Here is a 14,339-nt window from a genome sequence, read left to right on the forward strand (position 1 = left end):
GATTTAATTTATCTGATTATTGTTACAGTTCCTTCAACTGGCTTATTACCTATACCTGAATCAAAAATGAAATAATAAACACCATCAGGTACTCCTTCAGCATTCCATGTATTGCGATAATGATAAGCGCTGAATACTACAATTCCCCAACGATCGTATATCGTCAGTTTGTTATCCGGATATTTTTCGATGTTTTTGATTTCAAAATAATCATTATATCCATCATTATTTGGAGTGAAAATGTTTTCGTATTGAAGTACATCGTCCATAACTTCTATTCGGGCATAAGCTGTGTCTTTGCAACCGAATACAGTAGTAACAATAAGCTGTACGTGATAAATGTCTTCTGCAGAAAAAGAGTGTGATGGATTTTCAAGGTCGGAATAATTGTTAACTCCCGAGCCAGGGTCATCGAAATCCCATGACCAGTAATCATCAAAAGTAGAATGATCGGTAAAGTAAACGGTCCATGTCGGGTTTTCGGTCTTCTTAACCAATGTCTGGTCGGGAGTAAATTCAGCTATAGGTTTTGGGTGAACTATAATATAGCCGGGCTTATACATAGTGCTGTCACAGCCGTAAATGGAAACAACGGTAAGGGAAACATCAAAAGTTCCATAAGTCTGATAGATATGTGTTGTTAGTTTTGTGGAATCATGGGCAGTGCTGTCATAATAATTCCACTCATAAGTTTGCCCTTCATCAGGACTCCATTCTGTAAAGTTTACAACCAACGGTTGACAACCTTCGGTAATATCTGCAGTGAAGTTTACAGGAGGCAAAGGATGTAATTCAATAAGAGTAATGGTATCTGATTTATTGCAGTTAACGGAGTCAACAATGAAAAGTATATAAGTTCCGTGAGGCAGATTTGATGCAGTATCGCTATTTCCTCCAAAGGGTGACCATGTGTAAGTATAGCCGGGAGTACCTCCCCATACATCAGCCACTATCATACCCGTGCTATCACCCGCGCAATTAATATCAGTTCCTGTAAGTGTTATAAAAATTTCCGGGTTGATATAGTAAATAATAAGTTGTTCGGAATCGTAACAACCGTTCACATCAGTAACTGTTACCTGATACGTTCCGACTCCCACAGTTATACTGTCAGATGTGGCGCTGGTGGTAATAACGCGCCCGGTATTCCAAACGTAAGTATAAGGCGGTGTTCCGTTGATAGCATATACTGTTACAACAGCATCAGTGTCGCCGAAACAAATTACGTTGGGCCCGTCTATTTCGGTATGGAATGGCAGGTTCGGATACATGTGAAAAGGTGCCTGCATAATAGTGTCGAAATAGTCCTGATTGGTTTGGTCGGGCAGAAACTCTTTAAGCTCCCATGTATCATCAAAAAAAGTTATGGGTATATAACCCAGGGGTATGCTTAAATCTATCAATGGGCCTATTGTATAACTAATATCCGGCTGAGGAGTTGTCGGTGGGGTGCAAATTTCAGAAAAACAGATTTCCTGCCAGCAGGTGTCAGGGTTTGATTTTTCAGGGCAGGGTACAGGAACATTAAGACAATATTCAGGTATGCAGAAATCGGGCATAATGGGGAAAGATGGGAGGTTAAGGGTAAAAGTAAAAGCAGTAATGACGAATGTAAAGGCAATACTATCCCATGTGTGATTCCTGAAACTATTATCCATGGCGAATTTGACATATACCGGTAAATGATTGGGCATATTACAGGGCAGATCAAGGTTCAGGTTGTGGTCAACCTGAAACGTAATACTGTTATTATTGCCGGAACTCACAACGGTTCCGGTGCCTGGAATAGTTTCTGTATAAGCAAAATTCATAGGAAATGTCAGGTTTGCCCAGATAGTTGGGCAAAAATAGAAATCCTGCACCATGTAATTTGCAGCTACCAGATTCATGGTTAGCAAACTGTAATCAACGGTTATTCCACCTCCAATATCTATTGTTCCGTTAAGAAGGTCTAAAACGGAGTCAAGGCTGGGATCAAAAGCTCCAATAAACTGGAGTATGTCGAGGTCGAACCACATAAATGCACTGTCGCCTTTTGCATAAAGGCATTTGTCGGTTCCGAGCCAGTCATTTGTGATTACGAAAGGAAGAGTAATAACCCCACTAAAGCCAATGCCTCCCAAATTATTAAAAACTAACGGAAGTATGGTGTCGTGAGCCATATAAAATCCAATAGCCGGGTCATACCAAGGATAAGTTATTGAGGCAATCCCGTTATTATTGGAAATATCAAAAAGTACTGTAGTGTCAAGAGGAATACCAACTTCAAAGACATCAAAAGACGTACAACTCCAGATACAAACCGTCGCATCAACATCAATATTAAATCCGAAATAAAAATCCCACCTGATATGTCCGGTGGTTGGGAAGAAAGTGTTAAGGTACCATCCGGTATCAACTGTATAATTAGACTCGATAGCAATGGTCTGACCTGGGTTAAAGGCCATGCTATCAGGATAAGTAAGGTTTATGGTGGTGGGATAATTTACATCAACAGAACCTGTAGAAAACCCTTCAATAACAAAATTAGTCCCGAGTCTCAGCCAGTAATCTATAGTAAGCATGGCCCCAAAATCTCCTCCGAAAATATCTACAACATCTCCGGCTGTTATTACATCGGCTTCATTTACATCAAAAAGGTTTACGGAAGTGTCCATGGTAAAAAGAGAGCCGTTGGGCCCCCACATATGCTGGTCTTCTGTGTGCCATCGTACATGATAAGTCTCAGTTTCTGTCTGGGCGACAAGAATGTTTGAGAATAATGGCAATAAAATAAAAAAGATATATATTTTTTTCATGAAATTTTATTTAAAAACTACAGAAAATAAAGATTTTTTTATAGGTTCTGATATGAGAGATTTTACTAGAGTAGGATAATTTGCAACCAGGCAAATAGTTGTGTTTTCGTCTCCGGTAAATAATATCAAGCGTTCAAATTCTATGTTATTTTTGATATCGTCTTTGTTTGTCACCATAAACTTCAGAGTATACAACAACGCATCAGAACCCGAAAGTGTTTTGATCTTTTCTGTATTAACAAGTGTGCTGCCATCTTTTTCAAATTGTTCAGGGTTAAGATGGTTGAATGTGAAACTCACAGGGCTGTTGTTAATTTCACTGACCATAATTGTGGAAGCGCTTCCTTTGTGTAAAAAACCAGGTTGATTTTCTACGGCAGCAAATCCTTCGGGAATATCCATGATAATATTCTGTATAGTGGCTTTGAAAAATCTATTATTGGAATTATTTTCTTGTGAAAGACAACAAAATGGTATTAAAATTGCCAGTATTGAGAGAATTTTTATTTTCATTATAATGGGTTTAAGCATATTGGTAAGCAAATTTATAAATAAAATTCAAAATAAAGGGTAAAAGTAGAAAAAATACATTAATGTAATGCTACGAATAAAAAAACTAACTTTGTAAATTAAAATCATTTAACATGTGTAAAAAATATTTTTTCGTAATTATCTCATTTTGCTTTGTACTTTTTGTAAAAACTGCCATATCACAGGAAAATCCTGAAATTATTACAGAACGGTTTTTTGAAATTTATCAGGAACAGAGCACTGATGATGCTGTTGACTATGTTTTTGCAACAAATAAATGGTTAAACTCAGACAGAACCGTTCAGGAAAATATTAAAATACAACTAAAAAAAGGAATTGCCATGATTGGACAATTTTATGGTTACGAGCTGATAGAGAAGAAAGTACTTTCTGAAAGTTATGTAATGCTGAATTATATGCTGAAATACGACAGACAGCCCATCAAATTTACGTTCATATTATATAAACCCAACACTATCTGGCAGATACAAAACCTGAAATTTGACGATCGCCTTGAGGATGATATTGAGAGTATGAAGAAATAATTGAGATTATACTTATTTTCTTTTATAAAAAAGGTATTGAAAAATAAGGATAAAAAACATACTGAACGCCACATTCAATAAAGCGAATTTCAAAGTCCTGAAGAAATTATCAAAACTGAAAATTTCAAGATAATAATAGCAAACATGATGAATGCTGGTAAGTATTAATGTGTAAAGAAAAAACCATTTAAATCCAAGTCCTTTAATACCGGGTTGCATACCAGTTTCGTATTCATGTGTTGGAGTTATTATATTTTGAACCCAGGGTCTGATAAAAGCAATTAATATGGTCGCTGCCGTGTGAACGCCCCCTGTGTTTGAAAAAAAATCAAGGCAAAGTCCCATAAAAAACCCTGACAAAAGTAGAATCCATCGAGGTGTATTAAAAGGTAACAGAAAAACAAAAATGATGTAAATAAAGGGGGAGAGATAAGAGAATACATGGATATTGTTAAACACTAAAACCTGTAATATCACAAGTATAATAAACCGCAATATGTTGTTAAAAATCAGTTTCGTCATTTTGCGTTTTAGCTTTAAGGTTTTGCAATTCTTCTCTCATTAATGATTTTACAACATATACATACGACAAGTTATTGAAATCAGCGAAAAGGCGAATGGTAATTTTATAAAAGTTACTTCCTTGGTCTTTTTGGGAATATAAAATCGTTCCAATATTTATTCCTTCAGGAAATATCAGCGAATATCCACTGGTAATAATGGTGTCACCGGGCTTGATGGTAACATGGGTCGGAATATCATTAAGCATAGCTATTCTGTGATTTTTTTCTTCCCATGTAATAGTGCCAACATAATCGTTTTTTTTGATTTTGGCGGATATTTTTGATTGTGAATGGAGAAGGGAAGTAACCGTTGAGAAATTCGTAGAAACATCCTTTACAATGCCCACAACTCCTAAAGAAGTTATCACACCCATGTCTTTTCTTATTCCTTGTTTTAATCCTTTGTTCAAAGTAAGGTAATTATTTGCTCTTGTTACTGTATTGGATATCACTTCAGCGCTTGTATATTCATATTGTTGCTGATAAAGAGTGTCGTTTACCACGAAGGTTTTATTAGTGGTTTTCCTGAATGAACTAATTTGTTTTGTTAGAAGAACAGCGTTTTCTTCAGCAAGTAGTTTATTCGTGCTTTTTAATGAAAGATAGTTTGTGATATTATTATAGGAATTGTAAACTTTACCTGAGAAAGCATTTGCTGAGGAAATGAAAACAGATTGAGGATAATAGTTGTTTCTTGCAATAAGATAAACTGCCAATACTTCCAGTAAAATAAAAAGAAAGAAATAATAGTACTTAATTAAAAAGTTTAATAGTGGTCGCATAAAATATTTTAGCCGGTACTTTATACGGCATTAATAAGGCGAAATAACAAAAATCTATTTAATTAGGAATGGAAACTTATCGAAATTTTTCAATGCGATAGCAGAACCACGGGCAACAGCTTTCAACGGGTCTTCGGCAACATGAACTGTAAGTTTGGTTTTAAGATGCAGGCGTTTGTCGAGACCCCGTAACAAAGCCCCGCCTCCTGCGAGATAAATTCCTGTGCGATAAATATCAGCCGAAAGTTCCGGAGGTGTCATTTCAAGAGCATTTAGTACGGCTGTTTCTATTTTGGTGATTGATTTATCTAATGCATGAGAAATTTCGGCAGAATTAACCATTATTTCTTTTGGGATTCCGGTCAGCATGTCACGCCCGTGAACAGGAAAATCCGGGGGGGGATTATCAATATCAGGAAGTGCGGCGCCTACTTCAATTTTTACAGTTTCTGCCGTGCGCTCTCCAATATTAATATTATGTTGTTTACGCACATATTCTTCAATATCGGCATTAAAATCATCGCCGGCCACACGTATTGATTTATTATTTACAATTCCTCCGAGAGCAATAACGGCTATTTCGCTTGTACCACCACCTATGTCAATAACCATATTTCCATTAGGTTCCAGCACATCAATTCCAATACCTATCGCAGCAGCCATGGGTTCATGTATTAACCTTACATCTTTTGCACCCGCCTGTTCGGCAGAATCCCTGACGGCGCGTTCTTCCACTTCGGTAATTCCTGATGGAATGCTTATAACCATTTTTAATGCCGGAGGAAATAATGACCTTTTTGGGCTGAGCATTTTAATAAATTCCTTAATCATGATTTCTGCAGAATGAAAATCGGCGATCACACCATCACGCAAAGGCCTTATTGTACGAATGTTTTGATGTGTTTTTCCATGCATCATTTGTGCCTTTTTCCCAACAGCTTCAGTTTTCCCGGTAAGCAGGTTAACAGCAATGATGGACGGCTCTTCCACAACGATTTTATCATTGTGAATGATGATGGTGTTGGCTGTTCCCAGGTCAATTGCAATTTCTTTTGTAAAAAGAGATAATAATCCCATAGCAAATTTGTTTGGTTAATGTTTAAAATGTCTAATTCCCGTAAATACCATTGAAATGGAGTTTTTATTACAATACTCAATGGACTCTGAATCTCTTACGGAGCCACCAGGTTGTATCACAGCACGAATACCTTCTTTGTGGGCTATTTCCACACAATCAGCAAAAGGAAAGAAAGCATCGGAAGCCATAACAGCACCTTGTAAATCTTTATCAAATTCCTTTGCTTTGATTATGGCTTGCCGCAGAGCATCCACCCTGGATGTTTGCCCGGTTCCGTTCCCTAAAAGCTGACGGTTTTTTGCCAAAACAATCGTATTTGACTTGGTATGCTTTGCTATTTTATTGGCAAAAAGTAAATCATCTAACTCATGAGGTAATGGAGATGTATTCGTTACCACTTTGAGGTCATCTGTGGTTTCAACCTTGTCATCTTTATCTTGTTCAATAACACCATTTAAAAGAGATTTATATTGTTTTGAAGGAAACGATAAGTTTTTAAGTTTTAAAATAATACGGTTTTTTTTCTGAAATAATATTTCAAGTGCCTGAGGATGGTAATCAGGAGCAATCAGCACTTCAAAGAATATCTTGTTTATTTCTTCGGCAGTTTCTGCATGAATAATTCGGTTTGTGGCCAATACGCCTCCAAAGGCAGAAGCAGGGTCGCCGGCAAGGGCTTTTTTCCAAGCATCTGTGAGATTTTCACGGCTGGAAACGCCGCAAGCATTTGTATGTTTAAGTATGGCAAAAGTAGTTTCCTGAAAATCGTTTAAAAGGTTTATAGCGGCATTAATATCTACAAGATTGTTATATGAAATTTCTTTGCCGTGGAGCTGTTCGAACACTTCGCTGATGTTGCCATAGAAAACACCCTGTTGATGCGGGTTTTCTCCATACCGGAGTTTAATAGAATTTGTATGATTTTGATTAAATGTAGAAATGATTTTATCCGCGTTGAAGTAGTTAAAAATAACTGTATCGTAATGTGATGAAGTATGAAAAGCTTGTGCGGCAAAGTATTTTCTATCCTCTAACTCTGTGTGACAGTTTTTCTCTGTCAAAAGTTGTTCTAACTTGCTGTATTGCTCTGATGATGATATTACCACCACATCCTTATAATTTTTTGCTGCGGCACGTATCAGCGAAATTCCCCCAATATCAATATTTTCGATAATTTCATTTTTGGAAGCTCTCGAGGCAAGTGTTTTTTCAAAAGGATACAAATCAACAATAACAATGTCAATAGGAGGTATGTTGAAATCCTCAGCATGTTTTATGTCTTGTTCATCATCACGTTGAAAAAGTATTCCACCGAAGACTTTGGGATGTAATGTTTTCACTCTTCCACCGAAAAGTGACGGGAATCCGGTTAATGTTTCAACTGCAATAGCATCCGGGCAAAATTTTCTAATGTAGTCAAGCGTACCTCCGGTGGAGTATATTGTAATGCCTGATTTCGTGAGAATTTTTATAATATTGTCAAGGCCGGCCTTATGGTAAACAGAAATTAGTGCGCTGGTAATTTTCTTCATGTGATGGTTTCGGTAATTTATTGCAAAGGTCTATATTTTCAGGGGAATATTATGTTTTTAGTAAGTAATTATTTTTTTAATGTCCAAGTAATAATAAATAATATTTTTCTTTGGGGTATTTTTATATTTTTACACTTTGATAAAAAATTATTTCTTTGAACTAAATTTTAAACGAAAAAAAAACAGCATTGTTACTGTTTTCTATTGAAAAATGATACTTTTTCTAAAATTGCTTCGTGAGAGCTATTTGTTTGCAATTCAATCAGTTGTTGCAAATAAGCTACGCACATCCTTATCTTTACTTGGGATTACAATAGGAATTTTTGCCGTAATAACGGTATTTACCATTGTGGACTCTATGGAAATAACAATTCGCAAAGGCATTGAGTCGCTTGGTAATAATGTACTGTTTATTGAAAAATGGCCATGGTCTTTTGGAGAAGATTATCCCTGGTGGAAATATTTAAATCGCCCTATAGCAAAATACAATGAAATGCCAGAGTTGCTCAAGAGAAGCAGTACTATTGAAGCGGCAACATTCATGATAAACACTTCAGAAACCATAAAACATCTTGACAGAAGCATTGATAATATATCTGTTTCTTGTGTTTCTCATGATTACGAAAAAGTATTTAAAGTTGACTTGTCAGATGGCCGGTATTTCACTCCTATGGAGTCAGCTGGTGGAAAAAATGTTGTCATTATTGGTAGCACTGTTGCCGAAAATCTTTTTGATACTAAGGAAGCTGTTGGAAGAGATATCAAGATATTTGGCCGCAAACTCGAAGTCATTGGAGTATTTAAAAAAGAAGGCAAAGACTTATTTGGCAATACTTCTGACAATCAGGTGATGATGTCATATAATTTTGCCAGAAGTGTAATAAATGTTAATAATGAGATGTTCAACCCTATGCTGGTTATTAAGTCAAAGGCGGCATACAGTAATGCGGAGGTTATCAATGAAGTTACAGGGATCATGCGCTCAATACGAAAATTAAAGCCCGGGGCGGAAAATAACTTTGCTATAAATGAAACAGATATCCTGACCAAAGGTTTCGACAGTATTTTTAGCGTGTTGTCAATTGCCGGGTGGCTCATTGGGGGCTTTTCACTTCTGGTTGGCGGTTTCGGAATTGCCAATATTATGTTTGTTTCAGTAAAAGAACGTACCAACATAATTGGGATTCAAAAATCACTGGGCGCAAAAAGCTATTTCATCCTTTTCGAATTTTTATTTGAAGCTATTATTCTTTGCATTGTTGGCGGTTTACTGGGGTTGTTGCTTGTTTATTTAGGCACATTGATAGTATCGGGAGTGTTTGATATGGAGCTAATCATTACAGCGGGGAACATTATTCTTGGAATTACCGTGTCGTTGTTTATTGGAATAATTTCAGGATATATTCCTGCACATATGGCTTCAAAACTTGACCCTGTAGTGGCAATCCGTGCAGGCAACTAAAATTTTTAAGCCAGCCTTGCTTCCAGATGTTTTTTCGATATGTATTTGACAGGATACCAGGCAGCAAAAAAACCAATAACTAAAACAATCAACAGCACATACAAAAAATCCTGAAAAAGGATTTTAACAGGATAAGCTTCAATTATAAAAGTAGCTCCGGTATTCATTTTGATGAACCCAAATTGCAGCTGAAGCCAGCAAACCATTCCGCCTAGTAACATCCCTAACAACCCTCCAAAGAGTGTAATCATCATTCCCTCTGTGAAAAAAATATTTCGTATTGTTTGTTTACTCGCACCCATACTTTTAAGCACAGAGATGTCTTTTTTCTTGTCAAGTATCAGCATGCTCAATGAACCGATAACATTAAAGGTTGCTATTAGAAGAATGAATGACAATATTAGAAAAACTATTAACTTTTCTGATTTCATTATTTTAAAAAGTAACTCTTCCTGTTGATATCGATCTTTAACAGTAAAGTTATTTCCAAAAATACTTTCCAGTTCTTTTACAGTATTTTTTAAATAATTAATATTCTTAATCTTAATTTCAAGTGCGCTGAGCTCATTGTCATATTCGAGCAGTGTTCTGGCAAAACGCAGCGGCACGATTACATATTTTTGGTCATATTCCTGTTGTATGGAAAAAATTCCTGAGGGCTGAATAAATTGTGAATTAAACGCTTCCAGGGGGTCAATTTGATTACCCTCCAAATGCCGTGGAACATATATTGATAAAGGATTGTCATAGTCATTCAGGCTTAACCCCAAATAATAAGCAATCCCTTGTCCTACCAAAGCATAGTATTTTCCGGCATATTCCAGCGCGGCATCTCCGGAAACTATCATGGAATCAATCCGGCTAGTTTGGTGAAAATCTTCACTGACAGCTTTGATTGAGGCAATGTATTGTTTCTCGTGATATTTTATCAGAGCATTTTCCTCAATTACTTTTGTAATATGGCTTACATTGCTAACTTGATATATTTTTTTAAAATCAATTTCTTTCTCCTGAAATGTTTTTCCTTTTAACGGAGATACTTTCAGGTCGGGATTGAATGAATTAAACATTCCTACCACTAAGCCCTCAAAACCATTAAAAACAGATAAAACAATAATCAGTGCTGCCGTACCAATAGTAACACCTCCAACGGAAATAGCTGATATAATATTGATAATGTTATGCGTTTTTTTTGCAAATAGATACCTTCGTGCTATGTAAAAATATAAATTCAATTTATTTCTTCAGGAGTTCATCGATATGGTCAATATAATCCAGCGAGTCATCATGAATAAATTCAAGCTCCGGTAAAATCCGTAACTGGTTTTTTACACGCATGCCAAGAGAATGCCTTATCTCTTTGGTATTTGCTTTAAGGGTAATAAATAATGCGGGTTTGTCTTTGATGCCAAAAAGACTGAGGAAAACCTTTGCCATCGACATGTCCTTGGTTATTTTAACGGCAGTAACTGTTATCATGACATTTGTGGCAATTTTTTTTGCTTCAAGCTGAAATATTTCGGCCAGTTCTTTTTGAAGCAGGCGCGACACCTTATTTAATCGTATGTTGTCCATAGGAACAAAGGTAATAATATTTTATAATGTTGTTTTAGATGCAATATTGTTTGTTACCTCAGTGTCGTGGTTAAAAATTTTTTGCATAATTTTTGTCAACTTCATATCTTTACATAACAATACCATAAAATCAACCAACTATTTTATTTATTCAAATTAATTATAAAAATTAAAGTATGAAAAAGTTTCTTTTATTACTTATCAGTTTCTTTTTTTTGAATACCCTTAATGCGCAAGATTTTATTATCATGAAAAACGGTGATGAAATCAAAGCGAAAGTTCAGGAAGTTGGAGTTTGGGAGGTAAAATATAAATTTTTTGATAATCCTGACGGCCCGCTTTATACTATTTTAAAATCGGATATTTTTATGATAAAATATGAAAACGGTTCAAAAGAAGTTTTTACAGCAGAGAATGTTACGCAGTCCAAAGACGTTACTGTTATTCCACCGGTTTCCCAACAAAAACCCAGAGTAATTATTTATCGGGTAAATTCACCAAAGGGAGTAACAGTTGTTTATGATGTTTATGTAGAAACAAAACTCTTAACAAAAGTTTCAAATAACACCTATTTTGAAACTGAAATGAATCCGGGTATGGTTACTTTTTCAGCAATGACAGAGCCTCCGAAAGTAACGGTCAGTATGAATCTGGAAGCCGGTAAAACATATTATATAAAATGTGGTATTGCAACGGGATGGTTTGTTGGCAGGCCGACACTGGAGTTTGTTTCGGAAACAACGGGTGCTTATGAAACAGAAAAAATGAGAAAATAATCTTCTTTTATAACATTAAGGAATATCTTTTTTTTCTTTACTGAGTAACCTAATATCTGTGATAATCATTTTCTTATCGACAGCCTTACACATATCATAAATTGTTAGCAGGGCAATACTAACGGCTGTCAGCGCTTCCATTTCCACGCCGGTTTGGCCAATACATTTCACCATACTTTTCGCTTCAATTCCATCTTTAAGTATAGCGCATTTCACTTCAACTTTAGTCAGCATCAGCGGGTGGCAAAGTGGTATCAGTTGCGCGTTCTGTTTGGCGGCCTGTATGCCGGCTACTTCTGCTAATGTGAGCACATCGCCTTTTTTTATTTCATTTTCTTTTATTAGCTTCAATGTTTCTTTCTGAAGCAATATCTTTCCGCTTGCCATGGCGAGTCTTATCTGGAGAGGTTTATGCCCCACATCCACCATGTTGGCTTTGCCCGCTTTATTTGTGTGTGATAATTTTGGCATGAGAAATTATTTATGCACTCAAAATTAATCATTTTACTTCTGTCCTTTAGTATAAAATTAAAATGATTTAATACATTTGCAATAAACAATATTCATAATGAAAATAGCTATCATAGGAGGCTCAGGCCTCGAAAAACTGGATATATTTAAAAATTCAGCTGAACACATTGTTGAGACGGTTTATGGCAAACCAAGTTCAGCATTGATTGAAGGTAGTATTCTGGATGTTCCTGTTGTATTTTTATCAAGGCATGGCAATGAGCATACAATTACTCCCACTCATGTAAATAATCGCGCTAATATCCAAGCATTAAAACAAATAGGTTGCACACACATTATCGTTACGACTGCTTGTGGCAGCCTGCGCGAAGAAATTGGTAGGGGAGATTTGGTAATTCTTGACCAGTTTATTGATTTCACAAGATTTCGCAATAATACTTTTCACGATTCATTTAAACCGCAAAACCCCATACATACAGCTATGGCCGAAGCCTTTTCAGAGGAACTCCGCCGGCAGATAATAAAAGCTGCTGACGAACTGAAGCTGAAATATCATTCGAGGGGAACAGTAGTCACTATTGAAGGACCGCGTTTTTCAACACGTGCCGAATCGAACATGTTTCGACAGTGGGGTGCGGATGTGATAAACATGAGTACCGCGCCGGAATGTATGCTTGCCAACGAAGCCGGTATGCCTTATGCAGCTATTGCCTTAAGCACCGATTATGACTGCTGGAAGACCGACGAAGACCCCGTAAGCTGGGAAGCCGTGCTGGCCGTGTTCCGGAAAAATGTTGAAAATGTTACACGTTTACTTGTAAAGATAATTGAAAACTTTAAAGTAATTTGCTGAAAAAAACCTGGTGATTTTTGAGTTTAACCCTTATTTATGAACTTAAAATCTTTTCCTAAATATTTGCCGGCGCCGTAAAGATTTTCCTCAATACGTAAAAGTTGATTGTATTTACAGATACGTTCTGTTCGACAGGCAGAGCCTGTTTTTATCATACCTGTATTGAGTGCAACGGCAAGGTCAGCTATGGTGGTATCTTCGGTTTCACCTGAACGATGACTTATCACGGCAGTGTACCCGTTATTATATGCCAGTTTAACAGCATTTATTGTCTCGGTAAGCGTGCCTATCTGATTCACTTTGATAAGTATTGAATTGGCAACTTTTTTATCAATACCTTCTTGTAACCTTTCGGTATTCGTAACAAAAAGGTCATCACCCACAAGTTGTATTTTATTTCCTATGGTTTTGGTCATTAAGGCCCAGCCTTTCCAGTCGTCTTCAGCCATGCCGTCTTCTATAGAAATAATGGGATATCTTGATACCCAGTCCTTCCAGAAATCAACCATTTCGGCAGGGGTAAGTTTATCTCCTGATGATTTTTTTAGGTGGTACAAATTTTCTTTGGTATCAAAATATTCAGATGCTGCGGGGTCAAGAGCGATATATACATCTTCGCCCGGTTTGTAATTAGCTTGTTCAATAGCTTTCATTATGAACTGCAAGGCTTCTTCATTCGATTTCAGGTTGGGGGCAAAGCCACCTTCATCTCCAACATTGGTTGAATAATTGGCTTTTTTGAGCACTTCTTTAAGTTTATGGAAAATCTCAGTGCCCATTCGGATAGCATCAGCAAAATTATCAGCTCCAACAGGCATAATCATAAATTCCTGAAAATCAACACTGTTATCGGCATGAGAACCTCCATTCAAAATATTCATCATTGGTATGGGGAGTATATGAGCATCAATACCCCCAATGTATCTGTAAAGTGATTGCCCTGACAACTGAGCTGCTGCTTTGGCGCATGCAAGTGATACTCCTAAAATAGCATTTGCTCCAAGGCTTGCTTTATTTGGAGTACCGTCAATATCTATCATGGTTTTATCGAGAAGACTTTGCTCGGTAACAAACATTCCTTTCAGTTCCTCTGCAATAGTTTTATTAACATTTTGGACGGCTTTTAATACTCCTTTGCCGTGATATGATTTTTTATCACCATCACGCAACTCAATAGCTTCATGGCTACCGGTTGATGCCCCAGAAGGCACGGCTGCAGTACCAATTATTCCTGTTTCGGTAAGTACATCAACTTCGATAGTAGGGTTTCCTCTTGAATCAAGAATTTGGCGGGCTAAGATATTGGTTATTCTGCTCATAAATAATTTGTTTTGATTATTTCTAAAAATAAAAAAGGATAAAGCAAAGTTATA

General features: G+C 36.6%; 14 protein-coding genes. 4 read left to right on the forward strand and 10 right to left on the reverse strand.

Translation table 11 applies throughout. The features are described from left to right. Nucleotides 1-8: 8 nt before the first annotated feature. Both M0R16_02330 and M0R16_02335 read right to left on the reverse strand, forming a co-directional pair. Nucleotides 9-2,798 carry a gliding motility-associated C-terminal domain-containing protein gene (locus tag M0R16_02330; protein MCK9611719.1) on the reverse strand — a complete coding sequence of 930 codons (2,790 nt, stop codon included), beginning with the start codon at nucleotides 2,796-2,798 and terminating at the stop codon, nucleotides 9-11. 6 nt (nucleotides 2,799-2,804) lie between these two features. Beyond that, entirely contained in the window at nucleotides 2,805-3,311 is a 507-nt protein-coding gene (locus M0R16_02335; protein MCK9611720.1) for a hypothetical protein, read from the reverse strand. 131 nt (nucleotides 3,312-3,442) lie between these two features. On the opposite strand from M0R16_02335, the gene M0R16_02340 reads away from it, so the two are divergent. Beyond that, nucleotides 3,443-3,874: a hypothetical protein gene (locus tag M0R16_02340; GenBank protein ID MCK9611721.1), complete on the forward strand. Its 432-nt coding sequence runs from the start codon at nucleotides 3,443-3,445 to the stop codon at nucleotides 3,872-3,874. A gap of 12 nt (nucleotides 3,875-3,886) precedes the next feature. On the opposite strand, the gene M0R16_02345 is transcribed toward M0R16_02340, so the two are convergent. Genes M0R16_02345 through purH form a run of 4 tightly spaced genes read right to left on the reverse strand, consistent with a single transcriptional unit; the run spans nucleotide 3,887 to nucleotide 7,829 of the window. Continuing rightward, nucleotides 3,887-4,396, reverse strand: a complete 510-nt coding sequence (locus M0R16_02345) for a hypothetical protein (GenBank protein ID MCK9611722.1) — start codon at nucleotides 4,394-4,396, stop codon at nucleotides 3,887-3,889. Next, on the reverse strand, nucleotides 4,377-5,219 hold the full coding sequence (mreC, locus tag M0R16_02350) for a rod shape-determining protein MreC (GenBank protein ID MCK9611723.1): 843 nt from the start codon (nucleotides 5,217-5,219) through the stop codon (nucleotides 4,377-4,379). Before mreC ends, M0R16_02345 begins: the two co-directional genes overlap by 20 nt. 54 nt (nucleotides 5,220-5,273) lie before the next feature. Then, nucleotides 5,274-6,296, reverse strand: coding sequence for a rod shape-determining protein (locus M0R16_02355; GenBank protein MCK9611724.1), 1,023 nt, complete (start codon nucleotides 6,294-6,296; stop codon nucleotides 5,274-5,276). A gap of 15 nt (nucleotides 6,297-6,311) precedes the next feature. After that, nucleotides 6,312-7,829, reverse strand: a complete 1,518-nt coding sequence (gene purH, locus M0R16_02360; protein ID MCK9611725.1) for a bifunctional phosphoribosylaminoimidazolecarboxamide formyltransferase/IMP cyclohydrolase — start codon at nucleotides 7,827-7,829, stop codon at nucleotides 6,312-6,314. Nucleotides 7,830-8,040: 211 nt separating this feature from the next. Here purH and M0R16_02365 point away from each other — a divergent pair, with 211 nt between their 5' ends. Beyond that, entirely contained in the window at nucleotides 8,041-9,291 is a 1,251-nt protein-coding gene (locus M0R16_02365) for an ABC transporter permease (GenBank protein MCK9611726.1), read from the forward strand. 5 nt (nucleotides 9,292-9,296) lie between these two features. On the opposite strand, the gene M0R16_02370 is transcribed toward M0R16_02365, so the two are convergent. Both M0R16_02370 and rbfA read right to left on the reverse strand, forming a co-directional pair. After that, nucleotides 9,297-10,526, reverse strand: a complete 1,230-nt coding sequence (locus M0R16_02370; protein ID MCK9611727.1) for an FtsX-like permease family protein — start codon at nucleotides 10,524-10,526, stop codon at nucleotides 9,297-9,299. 1 nt (nucleotide 10,527) lies between these two features. After that, entirely contained in the window at nucleotides 10,528-10,866 is a 339-nt protein-coding gene (rbfA, locus tag M0R16_02375; protein MCK9611728.1) for a 30S ribosome-binding factor RbfA, read from the reverse strand. A 176-nt stretch (nucleotides 10,867-11,042) separates the two neighbouring features. Here rbfA and M0R16_02380 point away from each other — a divergent pair, with 176 nt between their 5' ends. Continuing rightward, a complete protein-coding gene (locus M0R16_02380) occupies nucleotides 11,043-11,642 on the forward strand; it encodes a DUF2846 domain-containing protein (GenBank protein ID MCK9611729.1) in 600 nt (199 codons plus the stop codon). A gap of 15 nt (nucleotides 11,643-11,657) precedes the next feature. Here the strand turns inward: M0R16_02380 and moaC are convergent, their stop codons facing one another. Further along, the gene (moaC, locus tag M0R16_02385) at nucleotides 11,658-12,113 is read right to left on the reverse strand and encodes a cyclic pyranopterin monophosphate synthase MoaC (GenBank protein ID MCK9611730.1); all 456 of its coding nucleotides are present in this window, start codon (nucleotides 12,111-12,113) and stop codon (nucleotides 11,658-11,660) included. Between the two features lie 97 nt (nucleotides 12,114-12,210). On the opposite strand from moaC, the gene mtnP reads away from it, so the two are divergent. Beyond that, the gene (mtnP, locus tag M0R16_02390; protein MCK9611731.1) at nucleotides 12,211-12,966 is read left to right on the forward strand and encodes an S-methyl-5'-thioadenosine phosphorylase; all 756 of its coding nucleotides are present in this window, start codon (nucleotides 12,211-12,213) and stop codon (nucleotides 12,964-12,966) included. Between the two features lie 23 nt (nucleotides 12,967-12,989). On the opposite strand, the gene eno is transcribed toward mtnP, so the two are convergent. Continuing rightward, nucleotides 12,990-14,285: a phosphopyruvate hydratase gene (gene eno, locus M0R16_02395; protein MCK9611732.1), complete on the reverse strand. Its 1,296-nt coding sequence runs from the start codon at nucleotides 14,283-14,285 to the stop codon at nucleotides 12,990-12,992. Nucleotides 14,286-14,339: the final 54 nt, after the last annotated feature.

This window comes from Bacteroidales bacterium (assembly GCA_023228145.1).
Taxonomy (GTDB): domain Bacteria; phylum Bacteroidota; class Bacteroidia; order Bacteroidales; family CAIWKO01; genus CAIWKO01.

What these genes read in the sequence shown, in the direction of transcription:
- M0R16_02330 (MCK9611719.1), bottom strand. Translation starts at nt 2,798, where the DNA reads ATGAAAAAAATATATATCTTTTTTATTTTATTGCCATTATTCTCAAAC.
- M0R16_02335 (MCK9611720.1), bottom strand. Translation starts at nt 3,311, where the DNA reads ATGAAAATAAAAATTCTCTCAATACTGGCAATTTTAATACCATTTTGT.
- M0R16_02340 (MCK9611721.1), top strand. Translation starts at nt 3,443, where the DNA reads ATGTGTAAAAAATATTTTTTCGTAATTATCTCATTTTGCTTTGTACTT.
- M0R16_02345 (MCK9611722.1), bottom strand. Translation starts at nt 4,396, where the DNA reads ATGACGAAACTGATTTTTAACAACATATTGCGGTTTATTATACTTGTG.
- mreC (MCK9611723.1), bottom strand. Translation starts at nt 5,219, where the DNA reads ATGCGACCACTATTAAACTTTTTAATTAAGTACTATTATTTCTTTCTT.
- M0R16_02355 (MCK9611724.1), bottom strand. Translation starts at nt 6,296, where the DNA reads ATGGGATTATTATCTCTTTTTACAAAAGAAATTGCAATTGACCTGGGA.
- purH (MCK9611725.1), bottom strand. Translation starts at nt 7,829, where the DNA reads ATGAAGAAAATTACCAGCGCACTAATTTCTGTTTACCATAAGGCCGGC.
- M0R16_02365 (MCK9611726.1), top strand. Translation starts at nt 8,041, where the DNA reads ATGATACTTTTTCTAAAATTGCTTCGTGAGAGCTATTTGTTTGCAATT.
- rbfA (MCK9611728.1), bottom strand. Translation starts at nt 10,866, where the DNA reads ATGGACAACATACGATTAAATAAGGTGTCGCGCCTGCTTCAAAAAGAA.
- M0R16_02380 (MCK9611729.1), top strand. Translation starts at nt 11,043, where the DNA reads ATGAAAAAGTTTCTTTTATTACTTATCAGTTTCTTTTTTTTGAATACC.
- moaC (MCK9611730.1), bottom strand. Translation starts at nt 12,113, where the DNA reads ATGCCAAAATTATCACACACAAATAAAGCGGGCAAAGCCAACATGGTG.
- mtnP (MCK9611731.1), top strand. Translation starts at nt 12,211, where the DNA reads ATGAAAATAGCTATCATAGGAGGCTCAGGCCTCGAAAAACTGGATATA.
- eno (MCK9611732.1), bottom strand. Translation starts at nt 14,285, where the DNA reads ATGAGCAGAATAACCAATATCTTAGCCCGCCAAATTCTTGATTCAAGA.